This is a genomic window from Halomonas profundus (assembly GCF_020865425.1).
Taxonomy (GTDB): Bacteria; Pseudomonadota; Gammaproteobacteria; order Pseudomonadales; family Halomonadaceae; genus Vreelandella; species Vreelandella titanicae.
Genome location: NZ_CP086344.1, coordinates 2,429,662 through 2,455,196 on the forward strand (window position 1 = coordinate 2,429,662; position 25,535 = coordinate 2,455,196).

Below are 25,535 nucleotides of genomic sequence, written 5' to 3' on the forward strand. Positions count from 1 at the left end.
ATGCTTGATTTTCTTGAAGTCGAAGAGTTTGTAGGCCGCCATTGGCACCGTTGGGCTTCCAGTGCGGCAAGCTACCCAGACCATCCCGAAGCCGCAGTGCGCCTTGATACGCTGCGGCCCATGCTTGGCGTCTTTTTCCGCGCCGGAGGCGGCGAGGCGGGTATTGATGTTGCTGCTATTGCGGGGCGTAGTTCGTCGCATCGCTTATCCTTACGTCAAAGGCTTGGGCTTGATGAGGAGGTGCTCGATCAAGCACGCCGTGACGAAGAAAGCCTGTTGTTACCGCCACGCATTGCCTTGTTCGCCGAGGCTTCCTTGAACCGGGATCTCTACCTTTGGCTGGTAGCGTACCTGGCGGAGACCCGGTATGTGCACGTCGTCGACGATCCGCTACAGCAAGACCTTCTCCAGCTGCGTGAAGTAAACCGGGCGACTCGGGCTGTGTTGGCCCACTTCCCTGGGCTCGCTCAGCGTCACGCCAGGTTATGTCAGGCATTGCTGGCCATTCGCCCCCAGCGCAAGCGCTTGCCGCCGATGGAAGCAGCGCTTGAATCCGTTCTCTGCATTCAGCTTGGAGAAACGCCGCCCGAGGGCGGCTGGGCCGACGTGATGAATATCGCCATCCTCGATGAGTCCCTGCCTTTGGACAACTTCCATGCGCCGCGTGGATACCGGCCGCCACTTCCGGTGCCGCTATGGGGGCAAGCCGTTGCCCTGGGTACCCATAAGCAGGCACGAACCGAGCAGGAAGATGATGAGGCTCCGGTCGCAGGGAAGAATTCGCCACAAGATGATCATGGTAAACGTAAGGCTGACCGGCGCGAGCAGGATCAGGCCGACCGCGATGACTCTTTAATGCTCAATGCATCCGAAAAGATGCTTTCCTGGGCCGAAATGGTCAATCTCAATCGTCATGTAGAGGATGAAGACGATGATGAGGCCAAACAGGCGGCCGACCAGATTGATGAAATTGTGCTCAGTGCTAACCGTAAGAAGGCGGCTTCCAAGTTAAAGCTTGATCTTGATCTGGCGCCCGGTGAGGTGAGTGGGGGAAGTCTGCGTGGGCGCCATACCTATCCGGAATGGAATCATCGTAAGCAAATCTATATGCCTGACTACTGTGTGGTACTCAGCGATGTGCAGAGCGAGGAGGGGGAGAACTGGCAGCCGGATGAAACGACAAAACGGCGCATTCGCCGAGTCCGACGCGAGTTTGAAGCACTTAGGCCGCGTCGTGAGACGCTACGTGGCCAGTTGGATGGCAGCGAGCTGGATATGGACGCCGTCATCCGCTCCCGCTGTGATCTGGCGGCGACCGGTGAAGCCAGCGACCGTCTCTATCAAGCTAGCCGTACCCAGGCGAGGGATTTGGCGGTTTCGATCCTGGTCGATGTATCCCTTTCCACTGAGGCCTGGCTGGAAGACCGGCGGGTGCTGGATGTGGCTAAAGAGGCGCTGCTGGTATTGGGGCACGGCCTTGCGGGGTGCGGCGATGACTATGCCATTCACAGCTTTACCTCCCACCGTCGTCACCGTGTTTGGGTCAATACGCTGAAAAGTTTCGATGAGCCAATGGGCGAGCGGGTGTCACGGCGGATCGCAGCGCTCAAACCAGGCCACTACACGCGTATGGGGCCCGCTATTCGGCACCTTTCCCAAGCGCTTGCCAAACGGCCCAATCGGCACCGGTTGCTGCTACTTCTGACCGACGGTAAGCCTAACGATACCGACTATTATGAAGGGCGCTATGGTATAGAGGATACGCACAAAGCGGTACTTGAAGCGCGACGGGAAGAAGTGCGCGTGTTCGGGGTAACGATTGACCGGGAGGCGGGGCGCTATATTCCTCATCTGTTTGGGCGAGGGGGTTATGCCATTGTCCAGCGTCCGGAGCATCTCGCCTTGGCGCTGCCGAGTATCTACCGCCAGATTGTTGCTTCCTAAGGAGGTTATCTATGGTGCGCTTGCGCTTTGTAGCGGCGATTAGTCTGTGGTCTTTGGTCGCTTTAGGGATAGTCGTGCCGCTGGTATGGCTTATCAATAACCGAGATTGGGGCGTGGCGCTGATGTTGCTGGTTCCCTTTATCGTTTATGGTTTGATGCGGTTGGGTCGGTCGCTGGAAGCCTGGGCAAACGCCGCGCAGCGGCCTTGAGGTACTGATTCCGCACTGCGCTAAATCCAATCCTGTGAGGCTACCCCACTAAATGAAAGCGACCGGCCAGGTAGCCCGCGGCAATCAGCGTTAACGTTAATAGTGTCAGGGCAATGAAAACTCCCTTCCAGGCTGGGGTCGCGGCGCGCAAGTTTAAATAGACCATGAGCACACAGTGGGCTTTGAAACCGGTCGCCATCATTATCATGGCGGCTGACCATAGGGGAAGCGCCTGCCAGTCGGTGGTCTGATCTAGCCGAGCGGAAACCATGGAAACCAGGGTCAGCGCCATTAATACGCCCCAAGTAATCAGTAAACGTCGCGTACCGGGCAGTGCCCTCATTGTTTCCTCACAAAATTATCTCAGCAGATAAATCAGTGGATAAAGCAGGATCCAAATCAAGTCCACCATATGCCAGAAGGCTGCCGCCGTTTCTACGTTCTCGGTGGAGGTGCGCCAGCTCACTAAGCCTAGTAGCGCTAAGCCGAACACAACGTGAGCAAAATGGAAGGCGGTTAAACCATAGTAAAAACCAAAAAAAGCGTTCGTTTCTGGCGTTATTCCAGCGGCAAACTTACTTGTATACTCAAAAACCTTAATGAGGCAGAACAGTAGGCCCAACAGTATAGCGGCGCCTAACCACTGTCGGCTGCGCTGTATGCGCTGAGCGCTTATGGCCTCAACGGCAAAGGCTACAAAAAGCCCACTGGTCAAGAGCACCAGGGTATTGAGGCCGCCCAGCACCGGGTCAAGCTGATGTTGGGATTCATTGAATAGTGCAGGGTCAAGGGCGCGTTGACCGGCATAGAGCGCAAAGAAGGCGGTGAAAACCAGCATTTCGCTCAGTATCAATACCCACATCAGTGGATTGCCAGGTAGCGCTGAAAGCGGCCCCCAGCCGGGATTGGGCAGGTCGTGCCTCATTAATACTCCACTCGGTAAGCGTTGTGCCGAGGTATCAGGGCTCATTAGTTTTCGTCAATATATTAAGTGCATTTTAAATACATGTTAATTTTGGTGCAATATTTCTTTTATTTGACACGCGTCACTACCCAGCGCCACGGCAACGCTTAGCATCAGTGGCCTAGTGTTTGCCGATGATGCCTTTACTTCGGAGTGACTGTTATGTCATTGCTGTCTTTACCTTTTTCCATGCCCTCTTTTTCAATTTCCCCTCCTATAACGCCTAGCCATTTGATACGTCTCCTTGATCCACGGGTACCGTTTACAATTAAGCAACGTATAGTCGAGCCTTTACTCAACCGTACTTTTGCTATGCCGCTTGCTGAGGGGGAATTCGATGCTTTGGAAGGTCGGCGCATTAGTCTCACCATCGCCGATTTAGGTGTGACGCTAAGTCTGACGCTTGAATCCCAGCGCTTGATATTATGTCGCGAGAAAGGCGAGGCAACCATTCGGGGAGGTTGGCGGGAATTCTTGTGCCTTGCCACGCGCCGCGAGGATCCCGACAGCCTGTTTTTCCAGCGTCGCTTAATCATTGAAGGGGATACAGAGCTGGGGTTGACGCTCAAGAATCTACTTGACGGTTGCGAGGAAGGCCTTGCACAAGGGCGTGTGGGGGAACTGTTGTTGGGGCTGGAGCGTTTGGTACGTAAAGAGTGACCCAGGCTTCTGAAATGTTCACAAGCGGCCTTGGGATATCCCGAGGCCGCCCATTATTAAGCTGCGTCGAGGGGGCGCGAGGGGCCAAAGTGCTCAAAGTGTCGGCGATCCTCGTCGACACCCAGTTCGGACAAAGCGCTGTTAATCGCTGTCATGAATCCTTGGGGGCCGACGAAATAGCAGCGCGCCTTAAGATCAGGCAGGTAGTGAGCTAATAAGCTGTGGTCGATACGACCAATATGTTCGGCTTCGTTGCCGCGCTCATGAATACGGACAGCCTTAAGACGTTGAGGGTACTCGCTCTTAAGCGCTTCTAATTCGCCTTTAAAAGCCTGGTGGTCGGCATCCAGGGCAGCGTGTAGATAGGTGACTTGCCGCCCAAGGGACAAGGCATGTCTTGCCATGGGAAGCAGGGGCGTTTGCCCTACGCCGCCGCTGGCAAGCAGCAGAGGCTCGTCACCTTCAATCAGCGTGAGGTCACCTGCTGGCGGTAACAGTTCCAAGGTGTCGCCAGGTTGTAAGACATCGTGGAAGTGGCGGCTGACTTGGCCCTGTTCTTCGCGTTTGATCGAGATTCGATAGCTTTGACCATTTGGCGTGTCTGAGAGGCTGTAATGCCGATAAACCAGCTCGCCATTAATGGTTAGACGTACACCGATATACTGACCTGGCTCATGCTCAGCCACACGACCTCCATCCTCGGGCTCAAGGATAAAAGAGCGAATTAAAGCACTTTCCTGCTGGGTACTGGCAATCTTGAAACGGCGTGTGCCGCGCCATCCCCCCGGGCGTTGCTCAAACTCACGATAGCGCTGGTCTTCGAGGTCAATTAACAGGGCGGCAAGCTCGTTATATAGAGCGCCCCATGCGTCGGCGATTTCCGGGGTGACAGCTTCACCCAGCACTTCGTCAATCGCTGCCAGCAGGCATTCACCGACAATAGGGTACTGCTCGGGAAGAATGCCTAGCGAGACGTGTTTACTGACCACAACATCCAGAGTAGCACGCGCCTGAGCTGGATTACTGCGTAGTTGCACATAGGCCAACACGGCGTTGGCCAGGGCACGGGGCTGACCACCGCTTTGCTGATGAACCTCATTAAAGAGCGGCTTAACCTCTGGGTAACGGGTAAACATCAGCGGATAGAAGCGCTGCGTAATCGCATTCAGGTGTTCGGCCACGACGGGAGCGGTCGCGTTGATCAGCTTTTCTTGCTCATGTGTTAGCACGGATAATACCTCAAGCGTTAAGATTCATTACAAATGCATCTTAACGCCAAAAGCGATAAATACCAACCATGCAGGGGCTCTGTTGAGGAGAGGGGCTGCCAGCCATTTGAACAACAAGGCCTGAACACAATGCAAAAGCGCTTGGTATGGAGTGACGATGAAGCTTATCTGTGTCTATAAGATGCATTTTTGATACTTGTCATGGTTTTTGCTATTGGCCTGGCGCACAATGCAAATCCAAGTAATTCAGTGGGGTATTATGCTATGTCGACTATCACCTCCTCCCAACCTGCCTCCAAACTCAAGCAACTGCCGTTGTTACGGCTGGCTTTTCGGCCCTTTTTCCTGTTGGCCGCGCTGTTCAGTATTTTATCTCTACTGGTATGGCTTGGCTTTTGGCATGGCAATATTTTGCTGCGCCCTTATGGCGGCCTGGTGTTCTGGCATCAGCATGAAATGCTGTTTGGCTTTGCAGCGGCGGTGGTTGGGGGGTTTTTGCTTACCGCTGTACAAAACTGGACCGGATTGCCAAGTTTAAACGGCGGGCCGCTACTGGGTCTGGTGGCGTTATGGCTATTAGGTAGGGTGCTGATGGCTTTTCCCATGGATTTGCCAGTATGGCTGCTGCTGGCGGTTGACCTTGCATTTCTTCCAGTGGTCGCCATTGTTATGGCGCGTCTGGTCATTACCGCAAAGCGTTGGCGCAACCTGATCTTTATTCCCGCGCTGTTGCTGTTTGCCACGGCTAACCTGGCGATGCACTTAGGGGTGATGCAGGGTGACGCCGAGCTGATCCGCCAAGCCGCCTACTTGGCCGTACTGTTAATCACACTGATGATGACCGTAGTGGGCGGACGTGTGATTGCCATGTTCACTGCCAATCGTTTGGGCCGCACCAAACCTGAACCTATTGCTTTGCTCGAAGGAGTGACGCTGGTGAGTACGGCTGGCGTAGTCGTGCTGCAGCTGGTCATCATGTTGGGGGTTGCCATTCCTGCTTTATTAATGGGGGGAGTGATGCTCTTAGCGGCGTTGGCCAACACTGTTCGCATGGCGCGTTGGGGTGGGTTGCATAGCTGGCGTGAACCTTTACTTTGGGGGCTGCACGGCAGCTACGCCTGCATTCCGCTAGGGCTTGTCATGTGGGTCTTGGCACTCATGGGGCTGATGCGCGTTGAACTTGCCGTGCACGCCCTGACCATTGGTGGCATGGGCACCATGATGCTGGCCATGATGGCCAGAGTTTCGCTAGGTCATACGGGCCGCCCCATACGCACTTTGCCCGGTATTGGTGTGGCGCTGGGCTTAATGCTAATAGCCGCCTTGGTGCGCTCACCCGTCTTGGCGCTATTTCCCCAGATCACCCACTGGACCTATACGCTGAGCATCATCTTCTGGTGCGTTGCCTACGCAATATTCGTCGTGCACTACACTTGGCCGTTGATGCAGGCGCGAGTCGACGGTCAGGATGGCTGAACGAATAATAGATGGCGCCTGCATCCGTCCAGATGAGGCGTATTAAAACCATTGAGGTATTCAAACGCTCATTAGCGATCAGCCAGGGTGACCCGGGCACCGCCAAAGGCAAGACTGCGTGGGTTAGCCACTGGACGGTTGTTGGTGAGGCGGGTAATACCTACCCCGCAACGGCCCACCATCCAGATCAGGCAGGCTGTAAAATAGAGGTAGCCCAGAGCCCAGGGGGCTACTGCCGGTAGCCCGATCCAGCCCAGTAGATGCCAAATGGCAGTGAACAACACCCCGCCTAATAGCCCTAACCAAAACGTTCTAATCTGAAACTGCAAATGGGAAGCGACCCACTCCTCGGCATCGTTTCTTTTCATGTGGGCAATGAGTACCCCTATGGGGGCGGTGACCACCGCTAATACGCTACCCAGAAAGAGCATATAGACAACGATAGCCGCGCCACGCCCGCGGCTTTTCTTAAACGTATTAGAGGAAGTCGACGTTGAAGTGGCCGCGGAGTGAGATGCGGAGGGCATGGATGATGGGGAGATAGCCATAGAAAACCTCATTCGGCAAAGTGGGAATCATTAATAGCGCGTTAAAATGCATTTTTAATGCATTTATTGTAGAGCAACTATGCAGAATTTCCTTAGCTGAAATTAATAGGGTTGTTTCTAGTGATCGTCAGACATTGACGGTGGGGATACGCATTAGTCCTGCCAACTGCGGGTAACGATTGGACAACACATCTGCCAAAGTATAGCGGTCAAGCACCTCCAGAAACGCTGACAAGGCTTCGTTTAGAATGGGCTGGAGCCGACACGAGGGAGTAATGATGCAGTTGTTATCGCTATGAAAGCACTCGACTAGCTCCATGCCATGTTCCATTTCGCGCACGAGTTTACCCAGCACGATAGTAGCGGGGTCTCGCGTGAGCAATAGGCCACCGTTCTTGCCCCGAATAGCGGTAACGTAGTTCTTCTGGCTAAGCTCCTGAACGACTTTCATCAGGTGATTGCGAGAAATATCAAAGGTCTCTGCGATCTCATTGATAGTAGAACGCTCTTCGCCTTTCACGGCGAGGAAGATCAACACGCGTATTGAATAATCGGTGAATCGAGTGAGATGCATGGAGTGTGCTTTGCTCCGAGAGTAATCCAACTGTAAAAGAAACATGTTGTATGAACGTTCAGTAAGTTGCAATCAGAACATGGGGGTACTAATGCTGACCTGAGTCAAGAAGGAAAGCGTTATTGCCTTAGCTCAAGCTGGTCAAAGTACGGTTTCAAACGGCTTACCAGCGCATTCATCTGAGCTGTAGATGGAGTATTGGCAACTGGCTGAGAATAGGTGGGATCGAAGCATTGCTCGCTGCGGGCCACCTGCAGCGCATAGTGGCGTACCCCACAGTCGGCAAGACTCAGTGCCAGGCGTTCCACATCGGTAAGCTGAAAATCTTTCCAGTGAATGGTGGTACGGCACTCGAAATTGAGTCCGCTGTCGAGCAAAGCCTCCAAGCTACGGGCATGCAACTGCCAGATGCCGGGACGGCCGCAGATGCGGTCAAACTCTTTTCCGCGTCCTTTTACATCCAGCCCCACCCAGTCAAGGTGCGGTAATAGCTGGGTGAGGCGGTCAGGATAAGGGCCGGCGGTATGTAGTCCCACCTTAAAGCCCAATGCTTTCACTTCCTTTACTGCATCGGACAAACCGGCATTCAGGGTGGGCTCACCACCGCTGAAAACCACCGCTTCCAGCAGGCCTTGCCTGGTGCTCAGGAATTCCCGTATCGCTTGCCACTCCTGGGGTTCACCTCGGCGCGACGGGATCATGTTGGGATTGTGGCAGTAGCCGCAGCGTAGCGGGCAGCCTTGGAGAAAGACAACACACGCCAGATGATCGGGATAATCCAGTGTGGTCATGGGCACAAGGCCGGCAATCGGCAGCCGAACCGAAGATAATTTAGTTGTGATGTCGTCAAGTGTCGTCTGCATAGCCATAGTGATATCCCCCTGCTGGGGCGCCTGTAGCCAGACCCCCCAGCTGTCGTTAGAGAAAAGTGAGGGCTAGCTACCGAGAGGCGGCGGCTTCAGTAAAATGGCGTCGCTCCTGGTGTTCGGCACGTTTGCCGATATTGAACTGACTTACCGGGCGGTGGTAGCCCATGACGCGGGTCCAGACTTCGCAGCGCTGGCGCTGCTCAGTGGGCAAGCTAGCATATTGAGAGGTTTGCATTAGCGTGTTCCTTAAACGAGTTGAGAAAAAGTGAGGCAAATGCCTCAAGCCGTGGCGGCGTCGATTGCGCTCGCCGTTTTTGCCCAAAGTGCTTCGTCGCACTTGGGGCAGAACTCATGTTCACCCGACAGGTAGCCATGCACCGGGCAGATCGAAAAGGTGGGTGTGACTGTGAGGTAGGGTAAGCGAAAGTGAGAGAGCGCCGTTTTAACCAGCTTGCGACAGGCGGAGGCCGAGGTAATCCGTTCGCGCATATAGAGATGCAATACCGTGCCACCGGTGTAGCGAGTCTGTAAGGGGTCTTGATGGCTCAGTGCCTCAAAGGGATCATCGGTATGACCCACCGGCAATTGACTGGAATTGGTGTAGTAGGGCGCCTCGGGTGTACCGGCTTGAAGAATGTCAGGAAAGCGCGTCAGATCCTCCCGGGCAAAGCGGTGAGTGGTGCCCTCTGCCGGGGTGGCTTCAAGGTTATACATGTGGCCGGTCTGTTCTTGAAATTCGCGCATCCGCTCCCGAACGTGGTCAAGAAGATCCAGTGCCAGCTGTAGCCCTTGGGCGTCGGCGATATCGCAGCGATCCCCAGTAAAGTTGCGCACCATTTCGTTGAGCCCATTCACACCCAGAGTAGAGAAATGATTGCGTAACGTGCCCAGGTAGCGCTGGGTAAAGGGGTAGAGCCCCTGATCCATTAGTTGCTGAATGCGCTCGCGCTTGAGTTCGAGGCTATCGCGCCCGAGCGACAGAAGGCGATCCAGCTCGCTGAACAGCCCGGCCCGGTCGCCGGCAAAGCGGTAACCCAACCGGGCACAGTTGATCGTCACTACTCCCAACGATCCGGTTTGCTCCGCACTGCCGAACAGACCGTTGCCGCGTTTGAGCAGTTCACTCAAATCAAGCTGCAGGCGGCAGCACATGGAACGCACCATGTGGGGTTCCAGATCCGAATTGAGAAAGTTTTGAAAGTAGGGCAGTCCATACTTGGCGGTCAGTGCGAAGAGCCGCTCGGCGTTGTCGCTTTCCCAGTCGAAATCATGGGTGATGTTATAAGTGGGTATCGGGAAGGTGAACACACGCCCGTGGCGATCCCCGGCCTCCATGACTTCCAAATAGGCCCGGTTGATCAAGTCCATTTCAACCTGCAGTTCGCCGTAACTGAACGGCTGCTCCTCTTCGCCGATAACCGGTACCTGATGGCGCAAGTCGTCGGGGCAGACCCAGTCGAAGGTTAGGTTGGTGAAGGGCGTCTGGCTACCCCAGCGCGAAGGTACATTTAGGTTGTAGATGAATTCCTGAAGCGCCTGCTTAACCTGCGCGTAGGTCAGGCCGTCCTTGCGCACGTAGGGTGCCAGATAGGTATCGAAAGAGCTGAAGGCTTGTGCCCCGGCCCACTCGTTCTGCAAGGTGCCAAGAAAATTAACCATTTGCCCCAGGGCACTTGAAAGGTGGCGGGGCGGGTGGCTTTCGGCTCGTCCCGGTACCCCATTAAATCCCTCTAGCAGCAAAGTACGCAGCGACCAGCCGGCGCAATAGCCGCACAGCATATCCAGGTCGTGAATATGCAAATCACCTTCCCTATGAGCTTCCCCCACGGTGTGGGGGTAAATCTCATCGAGCCAGTAGTTGGCTATCAACTTGCCCGAGACGTTGAGGATTAAACCGCCCAATGAATAGCCCTGGTTGGCATTGGCGTGAACACGCCAGTCGGCGCGTTGGAGGTACTCATTGACCGTCGAGGCGACGTCAATATGATGCTTTGCTACCTGAACGCTTGTGGAGCTTTTCACCCAATTCACCTATATATGCTAGATTTAATAAAAATAAATACTATATATGGTGTTAAAGGGTAAGCGTTCAGGATTTTGCAATAAATGACCCAGGTCAAAAATGGTGGGGAAAAATAGTAAGGCGTGGTGGCGCCTAGGCTATTGTTTTAGCCGGTCATCGTGCGGGTGTTATCCATACCCGGTCGGCCATACCAGTAACCGTCGCAGATTTCAGCATCCACCAGTGTCAAAGGATCGGGCGTAGCTAACCTGCCGTGGCGGGACTGATCGAAAGCCTTGACCACCTCGGCCATGCCTTCCGCCCGTGGGCTGAGACGTGCCACTGATACCCCCATATCCGCCATGACCATAAGTTCATGGCGCAGATCCTGGCAGGCGCTGGAAAGGGTTTGAATACCGTTCAGGGTAAAAACATCCCGGGACTCTTGTGAACGTAGCACCAAGCCTTCGGGGTACTTTTGGCAGACGAACTTGCAGCGGTCTTTGGGTGTTTGGTGACGCCGGGCGGTAAAACAGCGTGACGACCAGGCCAAGGGGAGATGCCCGTAGGCGAATACTTCGCATGGGTGGGGAACGCCTGCCTGGTGGCAATCGTTAATAAGTTTGGCTAAGTCTTGCTGTGACATTTCCACCGGCGCTTGCCAACGCCGCATGCCGGCACGGGCCATAACGCCCAGTGTCGCCGGGTTGTAGAGGTTGAGCGCAGCACCGGCGATGAACGGCAGTCCGGCACTGGAGAGTCGTTGCAGGGCGCTTTGGTCATTGGCCTCGACGATAAAATCACCGTTGTCACACAGCTTGCGCAAGTCACGCAGGTCGGCTTCGGACTCGACCAAGGTCTGGCTGGCGAGTACTACCTGCTTGCCCGCCTGGCTGAGCTCGCGCCCAATGCCTAGCCAGTCGTCCAGTTTCATATCGCGGCGCCGCGAGCAGACGGTTTCGCCCAGGGTTATAATCTCTACCGGCCAGTCGGCCGCCTCGCGGTAGAAGTCGGCGTAGCGTTGCCGAGTCCAGTAAAAAAGCACCGGCCCGAGGGAGAGTTGAAGAGGGCCGGTTGATAAGGTCGGTGATAGGGGAGGTGTAGTGTTCGGCATAGTAGGCTCCTATTTCCAGCGGCGTTCGTAGGCGCCTAGGGTAGTGATGGCACCTTCGGAAAGCTCGGCAAGGCCTGCCATCCAGGCGGGTTCTGGATCAAAGCGCTCAGGCTGAGCCTCTAGGCGGTTGAGCGCCTGGCGCCAGATCCCGGCCACTTTAGAGACATAGGCGGGGCTGCGCTGACGACCTTCAATTTTGACGGCGCTAATACCCAGGTCGCGTAGCTCCGGCAATAGCTCCAGGGTATTGAGGCTGGTGGGTTCCTCAATGGCGTGATAGGTCTCGCCCGCCACCTCGAAGCGACCCTTGCATAGGGTGGGGTAGCCCGCGCGCTCGCCTTCGGCGTAGCGGTCGATAAGAACATTGTTAAGGCGAGACTCTAAGCCCTCTGGCGTTTCTTCCCAGCGGACATGAGCCGCTGGCGAGCAGACGCCCCGGGTATTGGGCGATTCGCCGGTCAGGTAGGAGGAGAGATAGCAGCGTCCTTCGGCCATGATGCACAGGCTGCCGAAAGCGAACACCTCCAGTTCTACCGGTGTTTGCTTGGCCAGGTCGCGTACTTGAGTGATTGACAGCACCCTTGGCAGTACGGCGCGCTTAATGCCGAAATGCTGGTGGTAAAAGCGTAGCGCTTCATGGCTGGTCGCCGAACCCTGCACTGAGAGGTGCCGCGAGATTTCGGGGTGATGGCGAGTAGCGTAGTCGAGCAGTCCCATATCGGCGAGAATCAGCGCATCCACGCCCAGTTCGGCGGCCTGATCCACGGCCCGAGTCCAGTGTTCCCAGCCATCGGGCTGGGGATAGGTATTAATGGCGCAAAAAACGCGTTTGCCATGTCGGTGGGCGTAATCGACCCCCTCGCGGGCACGTTTGTCGGTAAAGTTTAGCCCGGCGAATTGCCGTGCGTTGGTGATGTTCTGGAAACCGAAATAGACAGCGTCGGCACCTTCATCTACAGCGCGCTTTAGAGCGGGCAGGTTGCCAGCGGGACATACAAGCTCCATAGCGAGACTCCTTGCGGGAAAAGTCCGAGCATTTTAGTCGCCTATTTTTTGTCGGCTTTTGACACAGGTCATATCGGGGTGGCTTTCAAAAGAGGATAACGCTGCAGAGTAGGCAAGCTGGATGCAGGCAGTTTTTAAAACGTATATTGTATGAATATTAACCAATGCTTGCTGCACCCACTTCCAGAGTTCCATTTCAGAGACCTCTTTTAGAGCCCCTTTTCAGAGACCTACTTCGATCATGCAAGATGAACTGCTCTTCAATCGCCCCCTGGTAGAGAAATATGACCGCCCAGGCCCGCGGTACACTTCTTATCCCACTGCGCCCCAGTTTCATGCCGCGTTTGCCGAGGATGATTACCGTAGCGCCGCCGAGCGCAGTAATCGGGTCGCAGTACCCAAGCCGCTTTCGGTCTATGTGCATATCCCGTTCTGCAAAAGCCTGTGCTACTACTGCGCCTGCAACAAAATCATTACTCATAATACCGAGCGAGCCGCCGAATACCTCCAGTGGTTAAAACAGGAGATACGTGCTCAGGGAGCGCTGTTCGATACCACCCGCCAAATGACCCAACTGCACCTGGGCGGCGGCACCCCAACCTATTTAAGCAACGCCCAGCTAAGCGAACTGATGGCGGCGCTGGACGAAGCCTTTCACTTCGCCGCACCTGAAGAGCGTGAATTCTCGCTGGAGGTAGACCCTCGCACCGTGACACCCGAACAGGTGTACGAGCTCTACGCGCTGGGCTTCAATCGGTTGAGCTTCGGTGTGCAGGATTTCGATCACGACGTGCAGCAAGCGGTCAATCGCGTCCAGAGCGAAGAGCAGGTGGTATCCCTGGTCAAGGCTGCCCGCGAGGCGGGGTTTGAATCGGTCAGCGTTGACCTGATCTACGGTTTACCGCTGCAGACAGTGGCGAGTTTCGATACGACGCTAACCAAGATTATTGACCTGCAACCGGATCGCATTGCCGCTTATAGCTACGCCCATCTGCCCGAACTGTTTAAAGCTCAGCGGCTAATTCGCCCCGAAGACATGCCGCCACCCGAGCGCAAGCTGGAGCTGCTGGAGCTTACGATTAACCGCCTGACGGCCGCAGGGTATGTCTACATCGGCATGGATCACTTCGCCCTTCCGAATGACGAGCTGAGCTTGGCCCGTGAAAATGGCACTCTGCAGCGCAATTTTCAGGGCTACTCTACCCACGCCGACTGCGACATGATTGGGCTGGGCATTACCTCGATTGGCAAGGTGGGCGATACCTATAGCCAAAACGTCAAGGAAACTGCCCAGTATCAGCATCGCTTGGATGAAGGGCGTTTACCGGTTTTCCGTGGCTATCGCCTTAGCGATGACGACCGCCTGCGCCGCGATGTCATTAATACTCTGATGTGTCACGGCCGCCTTGAATTTGCCGCTATCGAGGCCCGGCACAATATCGATTTTCGCAGCTACTTCGCGAGTGCCTTGGCGAGCCTCGAAGAGATGGCGGACGACGGGTTAATTGCTTTGCGCGACCATGACATCGAGGTGCTGCCTTCAGGGAGGTTGATGATCCGCAACCTGGCCATGGCGTTCGACGCCTACCTGAAACCAACGGAAAACCGTTATTCGCGCACGGTGTAATTTCAACAGTGCCAACTGTCTATTCCTTTACGTTGGCCGCTCTATCACCTTGGGGGTAGACAGGGTGTATATGGAGGTAATCACGCAGTAATTCGCTTGTCGATCACGCAGAATCCACTCCATGGAACCCGCACTGTCGGGTATGCAAATTTCCGAGGAGCCTGGAGATCGACCATGAGTCACTTCATAGATCGGCTGAATTTCTTCCGCAAGTCCCGCGAGCCTTTTGCCAACGAACACGGTGAGCTACGCAGCGAATCCCGCCAGTGGGAAGATAGTTATCGTGCCCGCTGGCAGCACGACAAAGTAGTACGCAGTACCCACGGGGTGAACTGCACCGGCTCCTGTAGCTGGAAGATCTACGTTAAGAACGGTTTAGTTACCTGGGAAACCCAGCAGACTGACTACCCCCGTACCCGTCCCGACCTGCCTAACCATGAGCCGCGTGGCTGCCCCCGCGGCGCCAGCTACTCCTGGTATCTGTACAGCGCCAACCGCCTCAAGTACCCGTTGATTCGCAAGCCGTTGCTGGCGCTATGGCGCGAAGCGCTCAAGGCTAACCCAGATCCGGTCGACGCCTGGGCGTCTATTGTCGAAGACCCCGCCAAGACCAAACAGTACAAACGTGCTCGCGGCATGGGCGGCTTCGTTCGCGGTAACTGGGACGAGCTCAACGAGCTGGTCGCTGCTTCTAACGTTTACACCGCCAAGCAGTACGGCCCCGACCGTATTCTCGGCTTCTCGCCGATTCCTGCCATGTCCATGGTCAGTTACGCCGCAGGTAGTCGCTACCTCTCGCTGATTGGTGGCGTCTGCATGAGCTTCTACGACTGGTACTGCGATTTGCCGCCGGCGTCACCGATGACCTGGGGCGAGCAGACCGACGTTCCCGAGTCCGCTGACTGGTACAACTCCGGCTACATTATCGCTTGGGGCTCCAACGTGCCCCAGACGCGTACCCCGGATGCCCACTTCTTTACCGAAGTACGTTACAAGGGCACCAAGACGGTTTCGATCACCCCAGATTATGCCGAGGTTTCCAAACTCACCGACGAATGGCTGTCCGCCAAACAGGGCACCGATGCCGCCCTGGCGATGGCCATGGGCCATGTCATCCTCAAAGAGTTCCACCTCGATAACCCGAGTGCTTACTTCACTGACTATGTGCGGCGCTATACCGACATGCCGTTCCTGGTGGAACTGGAAGTGCGTGAAGATGGCAGCTTCGCACCGGGCCGCCAACTGCGTGCCAGTGATTTTGATGCTGCCCTGGGCCAGGAAAACAATCCCGAGTGGAAAACCGTTGCCTGGGACGAAACCCGTGACCAACTGGTGGTACCACGCGGTTCCATCGGTTTCCGCTGGGGCGAAACCGGCGACGAAGTGGGCAAGTGGAACCTGGAATCGCTGGACGCCGCAGGCACCGAGATCAAGCCGTTACTGAGTTTGGCCAATCACCACGATAGCGTCGCTCGCGTGGCGTTTCCTTATTTCGGTGGCATTGAGCACGAACACTTTGAACACGTCAAAGGGGCCGGTGTCGGCGCTGCTGACGACCTGCTGTTCCACAATTTGCCCGCCAAGCGGTTAAAGAGAGCCGATGGCAGCGAAATGCTGGCGGTCACCGTTTTTGATCTGATGTGTGCCAACTACGGTATCGACCGTGGCTTTGTCGGCGACGGCGAAGATGATGGCGCGACCTCGTTTGATCAGATTCGCCCCTATACCCCCGCGTGGCAGGAGAAAATCACCGGCGTCCCTGCAGAGCAGTGCACCCGCATTGCCCGTGAATTTGCCGACAACGCCCATAAAACCAACGGCCGTAGCATGATCATCGTTGGTGCCGGTATGAACCACTGGTACCACATGGATATGAACTACCGCGGCCTGATTAACATGCTGGTCATGTGTGGTTGTATCGGTCAGAGCGGTGGCGGCTGGGCCCACTACGTTGGTCAGGAAAAACTGCGTCCGCAGACTGGCTGGACGCCTTTGGCCTTTGGCCTCGACTGGCAGCGCCCGCCGCGCCATATGAACTCTACTTCCTTCTTCTATAGTCACTCCTCCCAGTGGCGCTACGAGAAGCTCGAGATTAAAGAAATTCTTTCGCCGTTGGCCAAGGCCGAGGATTACCCCGGTAGCCTGATTGACTTTAACGTGCGTGCTGAGCGCATGGGCTGGCTGCCGTCAGCACCTCAACTGGACACTAACCCGCTACGCCTAGCGAAAAAAGCCGAAGCCGCGGGTATGTCCACTGCCGACTATGCCGTTCAGCAGCTCAAGAGCGGTGAACTGCGCTTTGCCGCGGAAGACCCGGATGCACCAGAGAACTTCCCGCGTAATATGTTCATCTGGCGCTCCAACCTGCTGGGTAGTTCCGGTAAGGGCCATGAGTACATGCTCAAGTACCTGCTGGGTACTCGCCACGGTATTCAGGGTAAAGATCTGGGCGACTTCGGCGGCCAGAAGCCCGAAGAAGTGGTATGGCGTGACGAGGCGCCGGAAGGCAAGCTCGACCTGCTGGTGACGCTGGATTTCCGCATGTCCACCACCTGCCTCTACTCGGATATCGTGCTGCCGACGGCGACCTGGTATGAGAAGGACGACCTTAACACTTCTGATATGCACCCCTTTATTCACCCCTTGACTGCCGCCACCGACCCGGCCTGGGAATCGCGCAGCGACTGGGATATTTACAAGGGTATTGCCAAAGCGTTTTCCAAGGTGTGTGTAGGCCACCTGGGAGAAGAGACCGACCTGGTCACGCTGCCGATGCAGCACGACTCGCCAGGAGAGTTGGCCCAGCCGGCGGTGATGGATTGGAAGAAGGGCGAATGCGCGCCGATTCCCGGCAAGACCATGCCATCGCTGATTGAGGTCAAGCGCAACTATCCCGAAACCTATGAGCGCTTCACTTCTGTTGGGCCGCTGCTGGAAAGCATTGGTAACGGCGGCAAGGGTATCGCTTGGAATACCGATGCTGAAGTCGAGCTGCTGGGCAAACTCAACCATCGCAAACTGGATGGCCCGCATAAAGGGCGTCCGTTGATCGACAGCGCTATCGATGCTGCCGAGATGATTCTGACCCTGGCACCGGAAACCAACGGCGCCGTGGCAGTTAAAGCGTGGGATGCACTCTCCAAAATTACCGGGCGTGATCATACTCACCTTGCGAGGCCTAAGTTTGATGAGAAAATTCGCTTTCGCGATGTCGTCGCCCAGCCGCGCAAGATTATCTCCAGCCCGACCTGGTCCGGCCTCGAGGATGAGCATGTCTCCTATAACGCCGGTTACACCAACGTTCACGAGCTGATTCCCTGGCGCACCGTGAGTGGCCGTCAGCAGTTCTATCAGGATCACGCCTGGATGCGCGCTTTCGGCGAAAGCCTGCTGGTCTATCGTCCGCCCATCGATACCAAGGCGGCCAAAGGCTTCCAGCTTCCCGCCGACAACGGCTTTAAGAGCAAGGCGCTGAACTTTCTCACGCCGCACCAGAAGTGGGGCATCCACTCTACTTACTCGGACAACCTGCTGATGTTGACGCTTAACCGAGGCGGCCCGGTGGTGTGGCTCTCCGAGGCGGACGCGGCTGAGATCGATATCGAGGACAACGACTGGATCGAGGTCTACAACGCCAACGGCTCGATTGCCGCGCGGGCAGTGGTCAGCCAGCGGGTCAAAGCGGGCATGGTGATGATGTACCACGCCCAGGAGCGCAACGTGAACGTCCCTGGCTCTGAGGTCACCGGCACGCGGGGCGGTATTCACAACTCGGTCACCCGTGTCTGCCCCAAGCCAACCCATATGATCGGCGGCTACGCGCAGCTCTCTTACAGTTTTAATTATTACGGCACCGTCGGCTCAAATCGCGATGAGTTCGTGTTAGTGCGCAAGATGAAACACGTTGACTGGCTGGATGGTGAAGGCAATGACAGTGTTCAGAAGAACAGTGCTCAGGAGGCCGTGAAATGAAAATTCGTTCCCAGGTAGGCATGGTTCTCAATCTTGATAAGTGTATTGGTTGCCACACCTGTTCGGTGACCTGCAAAAATGTCTGGACCAGTCGCGAAGGTATGGAGTACGCCTGGTTCAACAATGTCGAGACCAAGCCCGGTATCGGCTATCCCAAAGAGTGGGAGAACCAGGCCAAGTGGAAGGGCGGCTGGATGCGCCGTAACGACGGTCGGATTGAACCGCGTATTGGTGGCAAATGGCGGGTGCTGGCGAACATTTTCGCCAACCCCGACTTGCCCGAGATGGATGACTACTATGAGCCGTTCACTTTCGACTACCAACACCTGCATACCGCCAAGATCGGCGAGCACCAGCCGGTGGCGCGTCCGCGCTCGCTGATTTCCGGTCAGCGTATGAAAAAGATCGAATGGGGCCCGAACTGGGAAGAGATTCTTGGCACCGAGTTCGCCAAGCGGCGCAAAGACGCCAACTTCGACAAGGTGCAGGCAGATATTTACGGCCAGTTCGAAAACACCTTCATGATGTATCTGCCGCGTCTGTGCGAGCACTGCTTGAACCCAACCTGTGTAGCGGCTTGCCCAAGTGGTGCGATCTACAAGCGGGAAGAGGACGGCATCGTTCTAATCGACCAGGACAAGTGCCGTGGCTGGCGTATGTGTATCTCCGGCTGCCCCTACAAGAAGATCTACTACAACTGGAAAAGCGGTAAGTCCGAGAAGTGTATTTTCTGCTACCCGCGTATCGAGGCCGGTCAGCCGACCATCTGCTCCGAGACCTGTGTGGGCCGCATTCGCTATCTCGGCGTGCTGCTGTATGACGCTGATCGGATCGAGGAAGTGGCAAGCTCCCCTGACGAGCGTGATCTCTACCACCGCCAGTGCGAGATTTTCCTAGATCCCAACGATCCGGAAGTGATTGCCCAGGCCAAGCGGGATGGCATCCAGGATAACGTCATCAAAGCCGCCCAGGCCTCACCGGTTTACAAGATGGCTATCGACTGGGGATTGGCGCTGCCGCTGCACCCGGAATACCGCACGCTGCCGATGGTGTGGTACGTGCCGCCGCTGTCGCCGATTCAGTCCGCCGCTGAGGCGGGGCATGTAGAGTTCGATGGCATCCTGCCCAAGATCGAATCACTGCGTATCCCGGTGAAGTACCTGGCTAACCTGTTGACAGCCGGTGAAGAGGAGCCCGTGGTATTGGCACTCAAGCGCTTGATGGCGATGCGTATCTACATGCGCGGCAAGCACGTGGATGGCGCCCCTAATGCCGAGGTGCTCGACGCCGTAGGTCTGAGCGTAGCCCAGGTGGAAGAAATGTACCGCTACCTGGCCATTGCCAACTACGAGGATCGTTTCGTGATCCCCACCAGCCATCGTGAGATGGCAACCGAAGCCTTCCCCGAGCGGGGTGGATGTGGCTTTACCTTTGGTGATGGTTGCCACGGTGAGAGCCAGCCCAACCTATTTAACGGCCGTAAGCAGACCAGCGTTTTGGTAAAACCGGTAGAGGTCTTCGACCCACAGCCACAACTTGAGGAGTCTCGTCATGACTGAAGCCGCTACCCAATCGCCGACCCCGGTAGAGCCGTCGTTCGAACCGCTACAGGGTATGCGTAGCCTACGCGTACTGGCCCGCCTGCTCGATTACCCGACCCAGGAACTGCAGGATGCCAGCGGTGAGCTCATCGAAATTCTCAATGCCGAACGCCGCCTGGGGGCGGCTCTCAAATCGTCGCTAATGGAGTGGTGTCAGCGTCTCCAAGAGGGCGACCTGCTTGAGCTGCAGGCCGAGTACGTCGCCATGTTCGATAAGGGGCGGGCTACGTCGCTGCTGCTATTCGAGCACGTTCACGGTGAATCCCGCGATCGTGGTCAGGCCATGGTCGATCTTATGGCCGAATATAGCGCGGCCGGTTTCGAACTGGATGCCCGGGAGCTGCCGGACCATATACCGGTATTTCTTGAATACCTTTCGATGTGCGACGACGCCGAGATCGGCCGTTGGTTGGGCGAAATACGTCATATCCTGGCGCTGCTCACCGCGCGGCTGGAGGAGCGCGGAGCGGATCACGCCCTGGTGCCGCTATCACTCTTGGCGTTAATTGGGGCCGAGGGCGATGTCGAAGAGCATCGGCCCCAGGTCAAAAAAGAAGCGCCTGATAACACCCCCGAAGCCTTGGACGCCGTATGGGAAGAAGAAGCGGTGCGTTTCTCGGCAACCTCTGACGAAGACTGCGCGCTGCAGTCTGCCGAAGGCCGCCGCTTGGCCGAGCGCAAACACACCGTTCAGAGCCAGCCGGTACGCATTATGCCTGCTCCGTCTTTAAATGCCTCTTCCGCTCCTTCCGCCGATCGTTAATAGGAGAATCACCATGTATGACGCGATTGCGCATTACTTAACCCATCTGATCTACGGTTACTACCCCTATCTCGCGGGCACGGTGTTTCTGCTTGGCAGCCTGCTCCGTTTTGATCATGGTCAGTACACCTGGAAGACCGGTTCTAGCCAGATGCTCTCTTCAAAGAATATGCGCCTGGGCAGCAACCTGTTTCATATCGGTATTATCGTGATTTTCTTCGGCCATCTGGTGGGCATGCTCACACCGCACTGGGTCTATGAACCGTTCCTGCACGCCGGTACTAAACAGCTAGTGGCTATCGTGGTGGGCGGTATTGCCGGTGCCATGTGCGTGGTGGGCGGCGCCATGTTGCTCTATCGTCGCCTGGCCAACCCACGCGTAAAGGCGTCGTCGAGCATGATGGATACCTTGATCCTGGGCTTGATCGTCTTACAGGCGTGCCTGGGTATGGTGACCATCATCTTCTCGTTGGGCCATATGGACGGCGAGATGATGCTGACACTCTCCAGCTGGGCGCAGTCGATTGTCTTCTTCAGCGGCGGTGCGGCGGACTACATGCAGGAAGTGTCATGGATCTACAAACTGCATATCTTTATCGGCTTAACCATCATCCTGCTGTTCCCGTTTTCGCGGCTGGTGCATGTGTGGAGCGCGCCGTTCGGCTATGTAACCCGGCGCTATCAGCTTGTCCGCCGTCGTGGCTAAAAACTGGCTTGTGCTCGGCCAGGCCTAGAGGAGAAATAACATGCAGATGATTGATATCGAACAGCTACCTGGGGGCGTCGCTGCGCCTCCGGTACGTGTCGGTGACACCCCTATCGATGAAGCAACGATTGCGTTGGAGATGCAGTACCACCCCGCCGAAACGTCGGGGGAGGCCCAGCTTCAGGCGGCCCGCGCCCTGGTGGTCAGGGAACTGCTGCGCCAGCGAGCCAACGTCCTGGGCCTACTGTCGAGGCAGGAAACTAACGAAGCACAGGAAGATGCGGCGATTGCTGCCTTGCTCGAACAGGAGCTTGAGGTGCCGGAACCGGGGGAAACAGATTGCCAGCGCTTTTTTGACACCCACCGCGAGCGCTTCAGCGAACCAGTGCAGTTACGCGTTCGGCATATCCTGCTCGCGGCCGCACCCGATGACTCCCAGGGTCGCGACGACGCTTACCAGCTTGGTGAAAAGCTACTCGAACAGCTTAAGCAGATACCCGAACGGTTTGCCGAATTTGCTCAACACCACTCCGCGTGCCCTTCAAAAGAGCTGGATGGTGATTTGGGCTGGCTGGTGTCAGGGCAGACTGTTCCGGAGTTGGATCGCGCTTTGCAGCACTTACCCGAAGGTCTACACGAGCGCCCCTTGGCGTCTCGCTATGGCTGGCATGTGGTGAGTATTGACGAGCGGCGAGACGGTAGGGCGTTACCTTTCGATCAAGTGATTGACCGGGTGCGCCATAGCCTACGGGAACAGGCAACTCGACGTGCGCTGCGTCACTATTTGCTGGCGTTAGAGAGCGAAATAGGCGTCGAAGGGATTGTTCTGGATGACGATGCTGGCGGCAGCTTGATGCAATAGCTTGAAGCAATAGCAAAGCTAATAGGAGAGGCTTGATGTCCCATGTTCCTGTAGATGCTCTTTTCACTCCGCTCGGCATCGCGGTGCTAACGGTTTCCGATACCCGTGGTTTCGACGAGGATGGTAGCGGTGACCTGCTGGTTGAACATCTGAGCGAAAGCGGCCATATCCTGGTCGAGAGGCGCATCGTTTCTGATGATATCTACCAGGTTCGTGCCGTGGTCTCGGAGTGGATTGCCCGAACGGATGTCCACGCGATTCTGGTTAATGGCGGCACTGGCTTTACCTCCCGGGATACCACTCCCGAGGCGTTGATACCGCTGTTCGACAAAGCGATTGAGGGGTATGGCGAGCTGTTCCGCCACTACTCCCTGAAAACAATCGGCACAGCGACGATCCAGTCTCGCGCCGTAGCGGGGGTGGCCAACCGAACGATGATATTTGCGATGCCCGGTTCGCCCAAAGCGTGTGCCTTGGCGTGGGACAGGATTATTGCTTTGCAGCTGGACTCCCGCACTCGGCCCTGCAACTTCGCCGCCATGGTGCTGCCTTCAGCGACCCCGTGTAGTGGACGTCACACAGCGACTTCTTCCAATGAGGTGGAGCGCTTATGAACTGTCACTGCGCAGAAATAGTCACGCCCGGCTTGTTAGATCTGTTTGATGCGCGCCAACGGCTTATCGACGCAGCCACGCCCATTAATGCAGTAGAAACCATCACCCTAGAACAATCGACAGGGCGAGTGCTGGCAGAAACGCTGGTCGCTCCTCTCGATATGCCGGGCGTGGACAATAGCGCTATGGATGGTTACGCGCTGTGTCTGGCTGATTACCAAGCGGCACCTCGCGGCGCAGGCTTACCCATTCTCCAACGCGTACCAGCTGGCGCAGGCGTCATGCTGCTACCGGAAGGAGGCTGCGCGCGTATTTTTACCGGCGCGCCGGTGCCCATGGGGGCAAATATTGTGGTGCCTCAAGAGCGGGTGACTCTTGATCCGCGCGGGCATATACACCTCGAGGGTAGCTTGGTGCTAGGCGCTAACATTCGTCGCCAAGGCGAGGAGACTCGCATAGGCACCCCGCTGCTCGCTGCGGGTAAGCTTCTTGATGCCGCGTCGATTGCGCTGCTGGCAAGCCATGGAATCAATGCCGTGACTGTCAAACGGCGTCTGAGGGTGGCGCTGCTTTCCACCGGCGATGAGCTGATTGCCCCAGGTACAGTGCGATCACCGGGACAGGTATACGACAGCAACCGCGCCATGCTTAACGCACTGCTAGCGCAAGCTCAGTGCGACGTGCTGGATTTGGGCATCATCGCTGATTCACCGCAGTCATTGCATCAGGCCTTTGAGCACGCACAAACCGTTGCGGATGTGGTGATGTGCACCGGAGGCGTTTCGGTAGGCGAGGAGGATCATGTACGCCCAGTGATCGAGCAGCGCGGTGGCTTACATTTTCATGGTGTCGCCATGAAGCCAGGGAAGCCCTTTGCGTTCGGTTATCTGGGCGCGGAGCCTGCCTCTTCCACACCGTTAATGGCGCTGCCGGGTAATCCTGTGGCCTCCCTGGTGGGCTGGCAGCTGCTGGCGCTGCCGTTTATCCATGCCATGCAAGGTAGAGCCGTAGCGGCTCTACAGCGTTATCCGGTAAAAGCGGGCTTTTCTCAGCGTGGCCCCCAGGGGCGCTGCGAGCTACTACGGGTGGTGATGAATTGGTCACAGGGGGCTCCCGTGGCGCAGCTAGCGGGCGGGCAGGGCTCACATATGCTCAGCGCGGCTAGCCAGGCCCATGGTTATTTAATGATTAACCCCGCCACGGAGGTAACTGAAGGGGCCACCTATCACTATTACCCCATCAATCAGTTCGCCGCTTGAACAGCTTTTCCTATCGTGGCCACTGACCTCGTTTTTTTTCATAGGAGAGGGTATGTCTTCACAACACAAACCCCGCACACTGATTTATGCCTGCTCCGGCTGCTCTGATGTGGCGCAACTTGCCAATAGCGTTGCCCTGCGTCTTGACCATGCAGGAGAGGCAGAAATGTCCTGCATTGCTGGTGTGGGCGGTGGTGTGCCCGGTCTGGTGCGCATTGCCCGCTCCGGGCGCCCTATTGTAGCCATTGACGGGTGCCAGATGCACTGCGCCAGCCACTGTCTCGCCAAAGCGGATGTGATACCCACAGAGCACGTAAAGCTATATGAAAACGGCCTGCGCAAGCGGCGGGGCCAGTTTTATGATGAGCAAACAATCATCGACGTCACCGCAGAAGTAAAAGAACTTATTGCACGGCTGCCCGTTAATGCCAATACCCAAGAGGAACCCATGGAATGAGTGCGCTAGTCGATGGGTATGGCCGTACGGTGCGTTACCTGCGTATATCGGTAACTGATCGTTGTGATTTTCGCTGTGTGTACTGCATGGCTGAGGAAATGACCTTTCTGCCACGCGCCCAACTGCTTACCCTTGAGGAGATAGCCGCGCTTTCACAGGCATTTGTCGAGCTGGGCGTGGAGAAAATCCGTCTAACTGGCGGTGAGCCGCTGGTACGCCAGGGCGTACTCACGCTAGTGCAAAAACTCGGTGCATTGGAAGGCCTGCGCGAGCTGGCGATGACCACCAACGGCTCAGGGTTGGTCAAGCATGCCAATGCTTTGCGGCAAGGCGGGCTACATCGGCTCAATATTAGCCTCGACTCGCTCAAGCCCGAACGCTTTAAAGCATTAACCCGGACGGGGGATCTTGATCAGGTGATCGCGGGTATCCGTGCAGCGCGCCGCGCTGGCTTTCAGTCGATTAAGCTCAACGCCGTACTGCTCAAGGGGCGCAATGACGACGAAATTATCGACTTGGTAAACTTTGCCCGGGATGAACAAGTCGATATAAGCTTTATTGAGGAGATGCCGCTGGGCGCTATCAGCGAGCATAACCGTGGTGAAACCTTTCTTTCCACCGATGCGGTACGCGAGACCATAGAAAACCACTATCAACTCTTACCCACCACCGAAACCACCCTAGGGCCATCCCGTTATTACCGCATGGTAGACAGCCAGTCGCGGATTGGCTTTATTTCTCCCCATAGCCACAATTTCTGCGCTGCCTGTAATCGTGTTCGGGTGACGGCTGAAGGGCGACTACTCCTTTGCTTGGGCAATGAGCACTCGGTAGATTTACGCGCCGTAATGCGACGTTATCCGGGTGATACCCAGCGGCTTAAATCGAGCATTGTGGCGGCAATGAAGAAAAAACCTGAGCGTCATCACTTCACGACGGATGGTGAAGTTCAAATAGTGAGGTTTATGAATGCAACAGGCGGGTAATACGATTCGGTCAGCGTTCAAAGCTAACAGGGGCTAGTGGTGAATAGCGCTTTCCGTTAAGCTCCTCGACAATTTTTTATTTTTGGTTGCGTTG

The 25,535-nt window shown here is 56.2% G+C and carries 24 protein-coding genes; 14 read left to right on the plus strand and 10 right to left on the minus strand.

From position 1 onward, the window contains the following. Positions 1-1,944, plus strand: a complete 1,944-nt coding sequence (locus tag LMS44_RS10880) for a nitric oxide reductase activation protein NorD (protein ID WP_498947269.1) — start codon at positions 1-3, stop codon at positions 1,942-1,944. Positions 1,945-1,955: 11 nt separating this feature from the next. Next, the gene (locus tag LMS44_RS10885; RefSeq protein ID WP_022523544.1) at positions 1,956-2,153 is read left to right on the plus strand and encodes a hypothetical protein; all 198 of its coding nucleotides are present in this window, start codon (positions 1,956-1,958) and stop codon (positions 2,151-2,153) included. A 40-nt stretch (positions 2,154-2,193) separates the two neighbouring features. Here LMS44_RS10885 and LMS44_RS10890 read toward each other — a convergent pair whose 3' ends face one another. Continuing rightward, a complete protein-coding gene (locus LMS44_RS10890) occupies positions 2,194-2,496 on the minus strand; it encodes a cytochrome C oxidase subunit IV family protein (RefSeq protein WP_022523543.1) in 303 nt (100 codons plus the stop codon). A gap of 15 nt (positions 2,497-2,511) precedes the next feature. After that, positions 2,512-3,123, minus strand: coding sequence for a cytochrome c oxidase subunit 3 family protein (locus LMS44_RS10895; RefSeq protein WP_238326099.1), 612 nt, complete (start codon positions 3,121-3,123; stop codon positions 2,512-2,514). 183 nt (positions 3,124-3,306) lie between these two features. Between LMS44_RS10895 and ubiT the strand changes: the two genes are divergently transcribed. Beyond that, positions 3,307-3,777 carry a ubiquinone anaerobic biosynthesis accessory factor UbiT gene (gene ubiT, locus LMS44_RS10900; protein WP_039858597.1) on the plus strand — a complete coding sequence of 157 codons (471 nt, stop codon included), beginning with the start codon at positions 3,307-3,309 and terminating at the stop codon, positions 3,775-3,777. A gap of 56 nt (positions 3,778-3,833) precedes the next feature. Here the strand turns inward: ubiT and hmpA are convergent, their stop codons facing one another. Beyond that, positions 3,834-5,006, minus strand: coding sequence for an NO-inducible flavohemoprotein (hmpA, locus tag LMS44_RS10905; RefSeq protein ID WP_009286645.1), 1,173 nt, complete (start codon positions 5,004-5,006; stop codon positions 3,834-3,836). A 264-nt stretch (positions 5,007-5,270) separates the two neighbouring features. Between hmpA and LMS44_RS10910 the strand changes: the two genes are divergently transcribed. Next, a complete protein-coding gene (locus LMS44_RS10910) occupies positions 5,271-6,482 on the plus strand; it encodes an NnrS family protein (RefSeq protein WP_498947270.1) in 1,212 nt (403 codons plus the stop codon). 71 nt (positions 6,483-6,553) lie between these two features. Here the strand turns inward: LMS44_RS10910 and LMS44_RS10915 are convergent, their stop codons facing one another. From LMS44_RS10915 to ubiU, 7 genes are all read right to left on the minus strand, one after another. Further along, a complete protein-coding gene (locus tag LMS44_RS10915; RefSeq protein WP_022523539.1) occupies positions 6,554-7,030 on the minus strand; it encodes a DUF4870 family protein in 477 nt (158 codons plus the stop codon). Between the two features lie 127 nt (positions 7,031-7,157). Then, positions 7,158-7,604, minus strand: coding sequence for an Rrf2 family transcriptional regulator (locus LMS44_RS10920; RefSeq protein ID WP_022523538.1), 447 nt, complete (start codon positions 7,602-7,604; stop codon positions 7,158-7,160). A gap of 119 nt (positions 7,605-7,723) precedes the next feature. After that, positions 7,724-8,473 (minus strand): anaerobic ribonucleoside-triphosphate reductase activating protein, encoded by a 750-nt coding sequence (locus tag LMS44_RS10925; protein ID WP_022523537.1) that lies wholly within the window; start codon positions 8,471-8,473, stop codon positions 7,724-7,726. A 70-nt stretch (positions 8,474-8,543) separates the two neighbouring features. Continuing rightward, positions 8,544-8,708 (minus strand): anaerobic ribonucleoside-triphosphate reductase, encoded by a 165-nt coding sequence (nrdD, locus tag LMS44_RS10930; protein ID WP_027959384.1) that lies wholly within the window; start codon positions 8,706-8,708, stop codon positions 8,544-8,546. A gap of 44 nt (positions 8,709-8,752) precedes the next feature. Next, positions 8,753-10,504 (minus strand): ribonucleoside triphosphate reductase, encoded by a 1,752-nt coding sequence (locus LMS44_RS10935; protein WP_053857057.1) that lies wholly within the window; start codon positions 10,502-10,504, stop codon positions 8,753-8,755. Between the two features lie 137 nt (positions 10,505-10,641). Then, positions 10,642-11,589, minus strand: a complete 948-nt coding sequence (locus LMS44_RS10940; protein WP_022523535.1) for a U32 family peptidase — start codon at positions 11,587-11,589, stop codon at positions 10,642-10,644. A 9-nt stretch (positions 11,590-11,598) separates the two neighbouring features. Then, a complete protein-coding gene (gene ubiU, locus LMS44_RS10945) occupies positions 11,599-12,594 on the minus strand; it encodes a ubiquinone anaerobic biosynthesis protein UbiU (protein WP_022523534.1) in 996 nt (331 codons plus the stop codon). 241 nt (positions 12,595-12,835) lie between these two features. Here ubiU and hemN point away from each other — a divergent pair, with 241 nt between their 5' ends. The 10 genes from hemN to moaA all read left to right on the plus strand — a co-directional run bounded on the left by hemN (position 12,836) and on the right by moaA (position 25,441). After that, the gene (gene hemN / locus LMS44_RS10950) at positions 12,836-14,221 is read left to right on the plus strand and encodes an oxygen-independent coproporphyrinogen III oxidase (protein ID WP_138801021.1); all 1,386 of its coding nucleotides are present in this window, start codon (positions 12,836-12,838) and stop codon (positions 14,219-14,221) included. Positions 14,222-14,395: 174 nt separating this feature from the next. After that, the gene (locus LMS44_RS10955) at positions 14,396-18,193 is read left to right on the plus strand and encodes a nitrate reductase subunit alpha (protein WP_498947271.1); all 3,798 of its coding nucleotides are present in this window, start codon (positions 14,396-14,398) and stop codon (positions 18,191-18,193) included. Continuing rightward, positions 18,190-19,752, plus strand: a complete 1,563-nt coding sequence (gene narH / locus LMS44_RS10960) for a nitrate reductase subunit beta (RefSeq protein ID WP_498947272.1) — start codon at positions 18,190-18,192, stop codon at positions 19,750-19,752. Before LMS44_RS10955 ends, narH begins: the two co-directional genes overlap by 4 nt. Then, positions 19,745-20,557: a nitrate reductase molybdenum cofactor assembly chaperone gene (narJ, locus tag LMS44_RS10965; RefSeq protein WP_022523530.1), complete on the plus strand. Its 813-nt coding sequence runs from the start codon at positions 19,745-19,747 to the stop codon at positions 20,555-20,557. Before narH ends, narJ begins: the two co-directional genes overlap by 8 nt. Before the next feature lie 13 nt (positions 20,558-20,570). After that, a complete protein-coding gene (gene narI, locus LMS44_RS10970; protein ID WP_039858452.1) occupies positions 20,571-21,263 on the plus strand; it encodes a respiratory nitrate reductase subunit gamma in 693 nt (230 codons plus the stop codon). 40 nt (positions 21,264-21,303) lie between these two features. Then, positions 21,304-22,125 carry a peptidylprolyl isomerase gene (locus tag LMS44_RS10975; protein ID WP_027959391.1) on the plus strand — a complete coding sequence of 274 codons (822 nt, stop codon included), beginning with the start codon at positions 21,304-21,306 and terminating at the stop codon, positions 22,123-22,125. 35 nt (positions 22,126-22,160) lie between these two features. Further along, positions 22,161-22,739 carry a molybdenum cofactor biosynthesis protein B gene (gene moaB / locus LMS44_RS10980; RefSeq protein WP_138801024.1) on the plus strand — a complete coding sequence of 193 codons (579 nt, stop codon included), beginning with the start codon at positions 22,161-22,163 and terminating at the stop codon, positions 22,737-22,739. Continuing rightward, positions 22,736-23,998 carry a molybdopterin molybdotransferase MoeA gene (locus tag LMS44_RS10985; RefSeq protein WP_138801025.1) on the plus strand — a complete coding sequence of 421 codons (1,263 nt, stop codon included), beginning with the start codon at positions 22,736-22,738 and terminating at the stop codon, positions 23,996-23,998. Before moaB ends, LMS44_RS10985 begins: the two co-directional genes overlap by 4 nt. A 52-nt stretch (positions 23,999-24,050) precedes the next feature. Beyond that, entirely contained in the window at positions 24,051-24,455 is a 405-nt protein-coding gene (locus LMS44_RS10990; protein ID WP_009286657.1) for a putative zinc-binding protein, read from the plus strand. After that, positions 24,452-25,441 (plus strand): GTP 3',8-cyclase MoaA, encoded by a 990-nt coding sequence (moaA, locus tag LMS44_RS10995; protein ID WP_009286658.1) that lies wholly within the window; start codon positions 24,452-24,454, stop codon positions 25,439-25,441. Before LMS44_RS10990 ends, moaA begins: the two co-directional genes overlap by 4 nt. Positions 25,442-25,535: the final 94 nt, after the last annotated feature.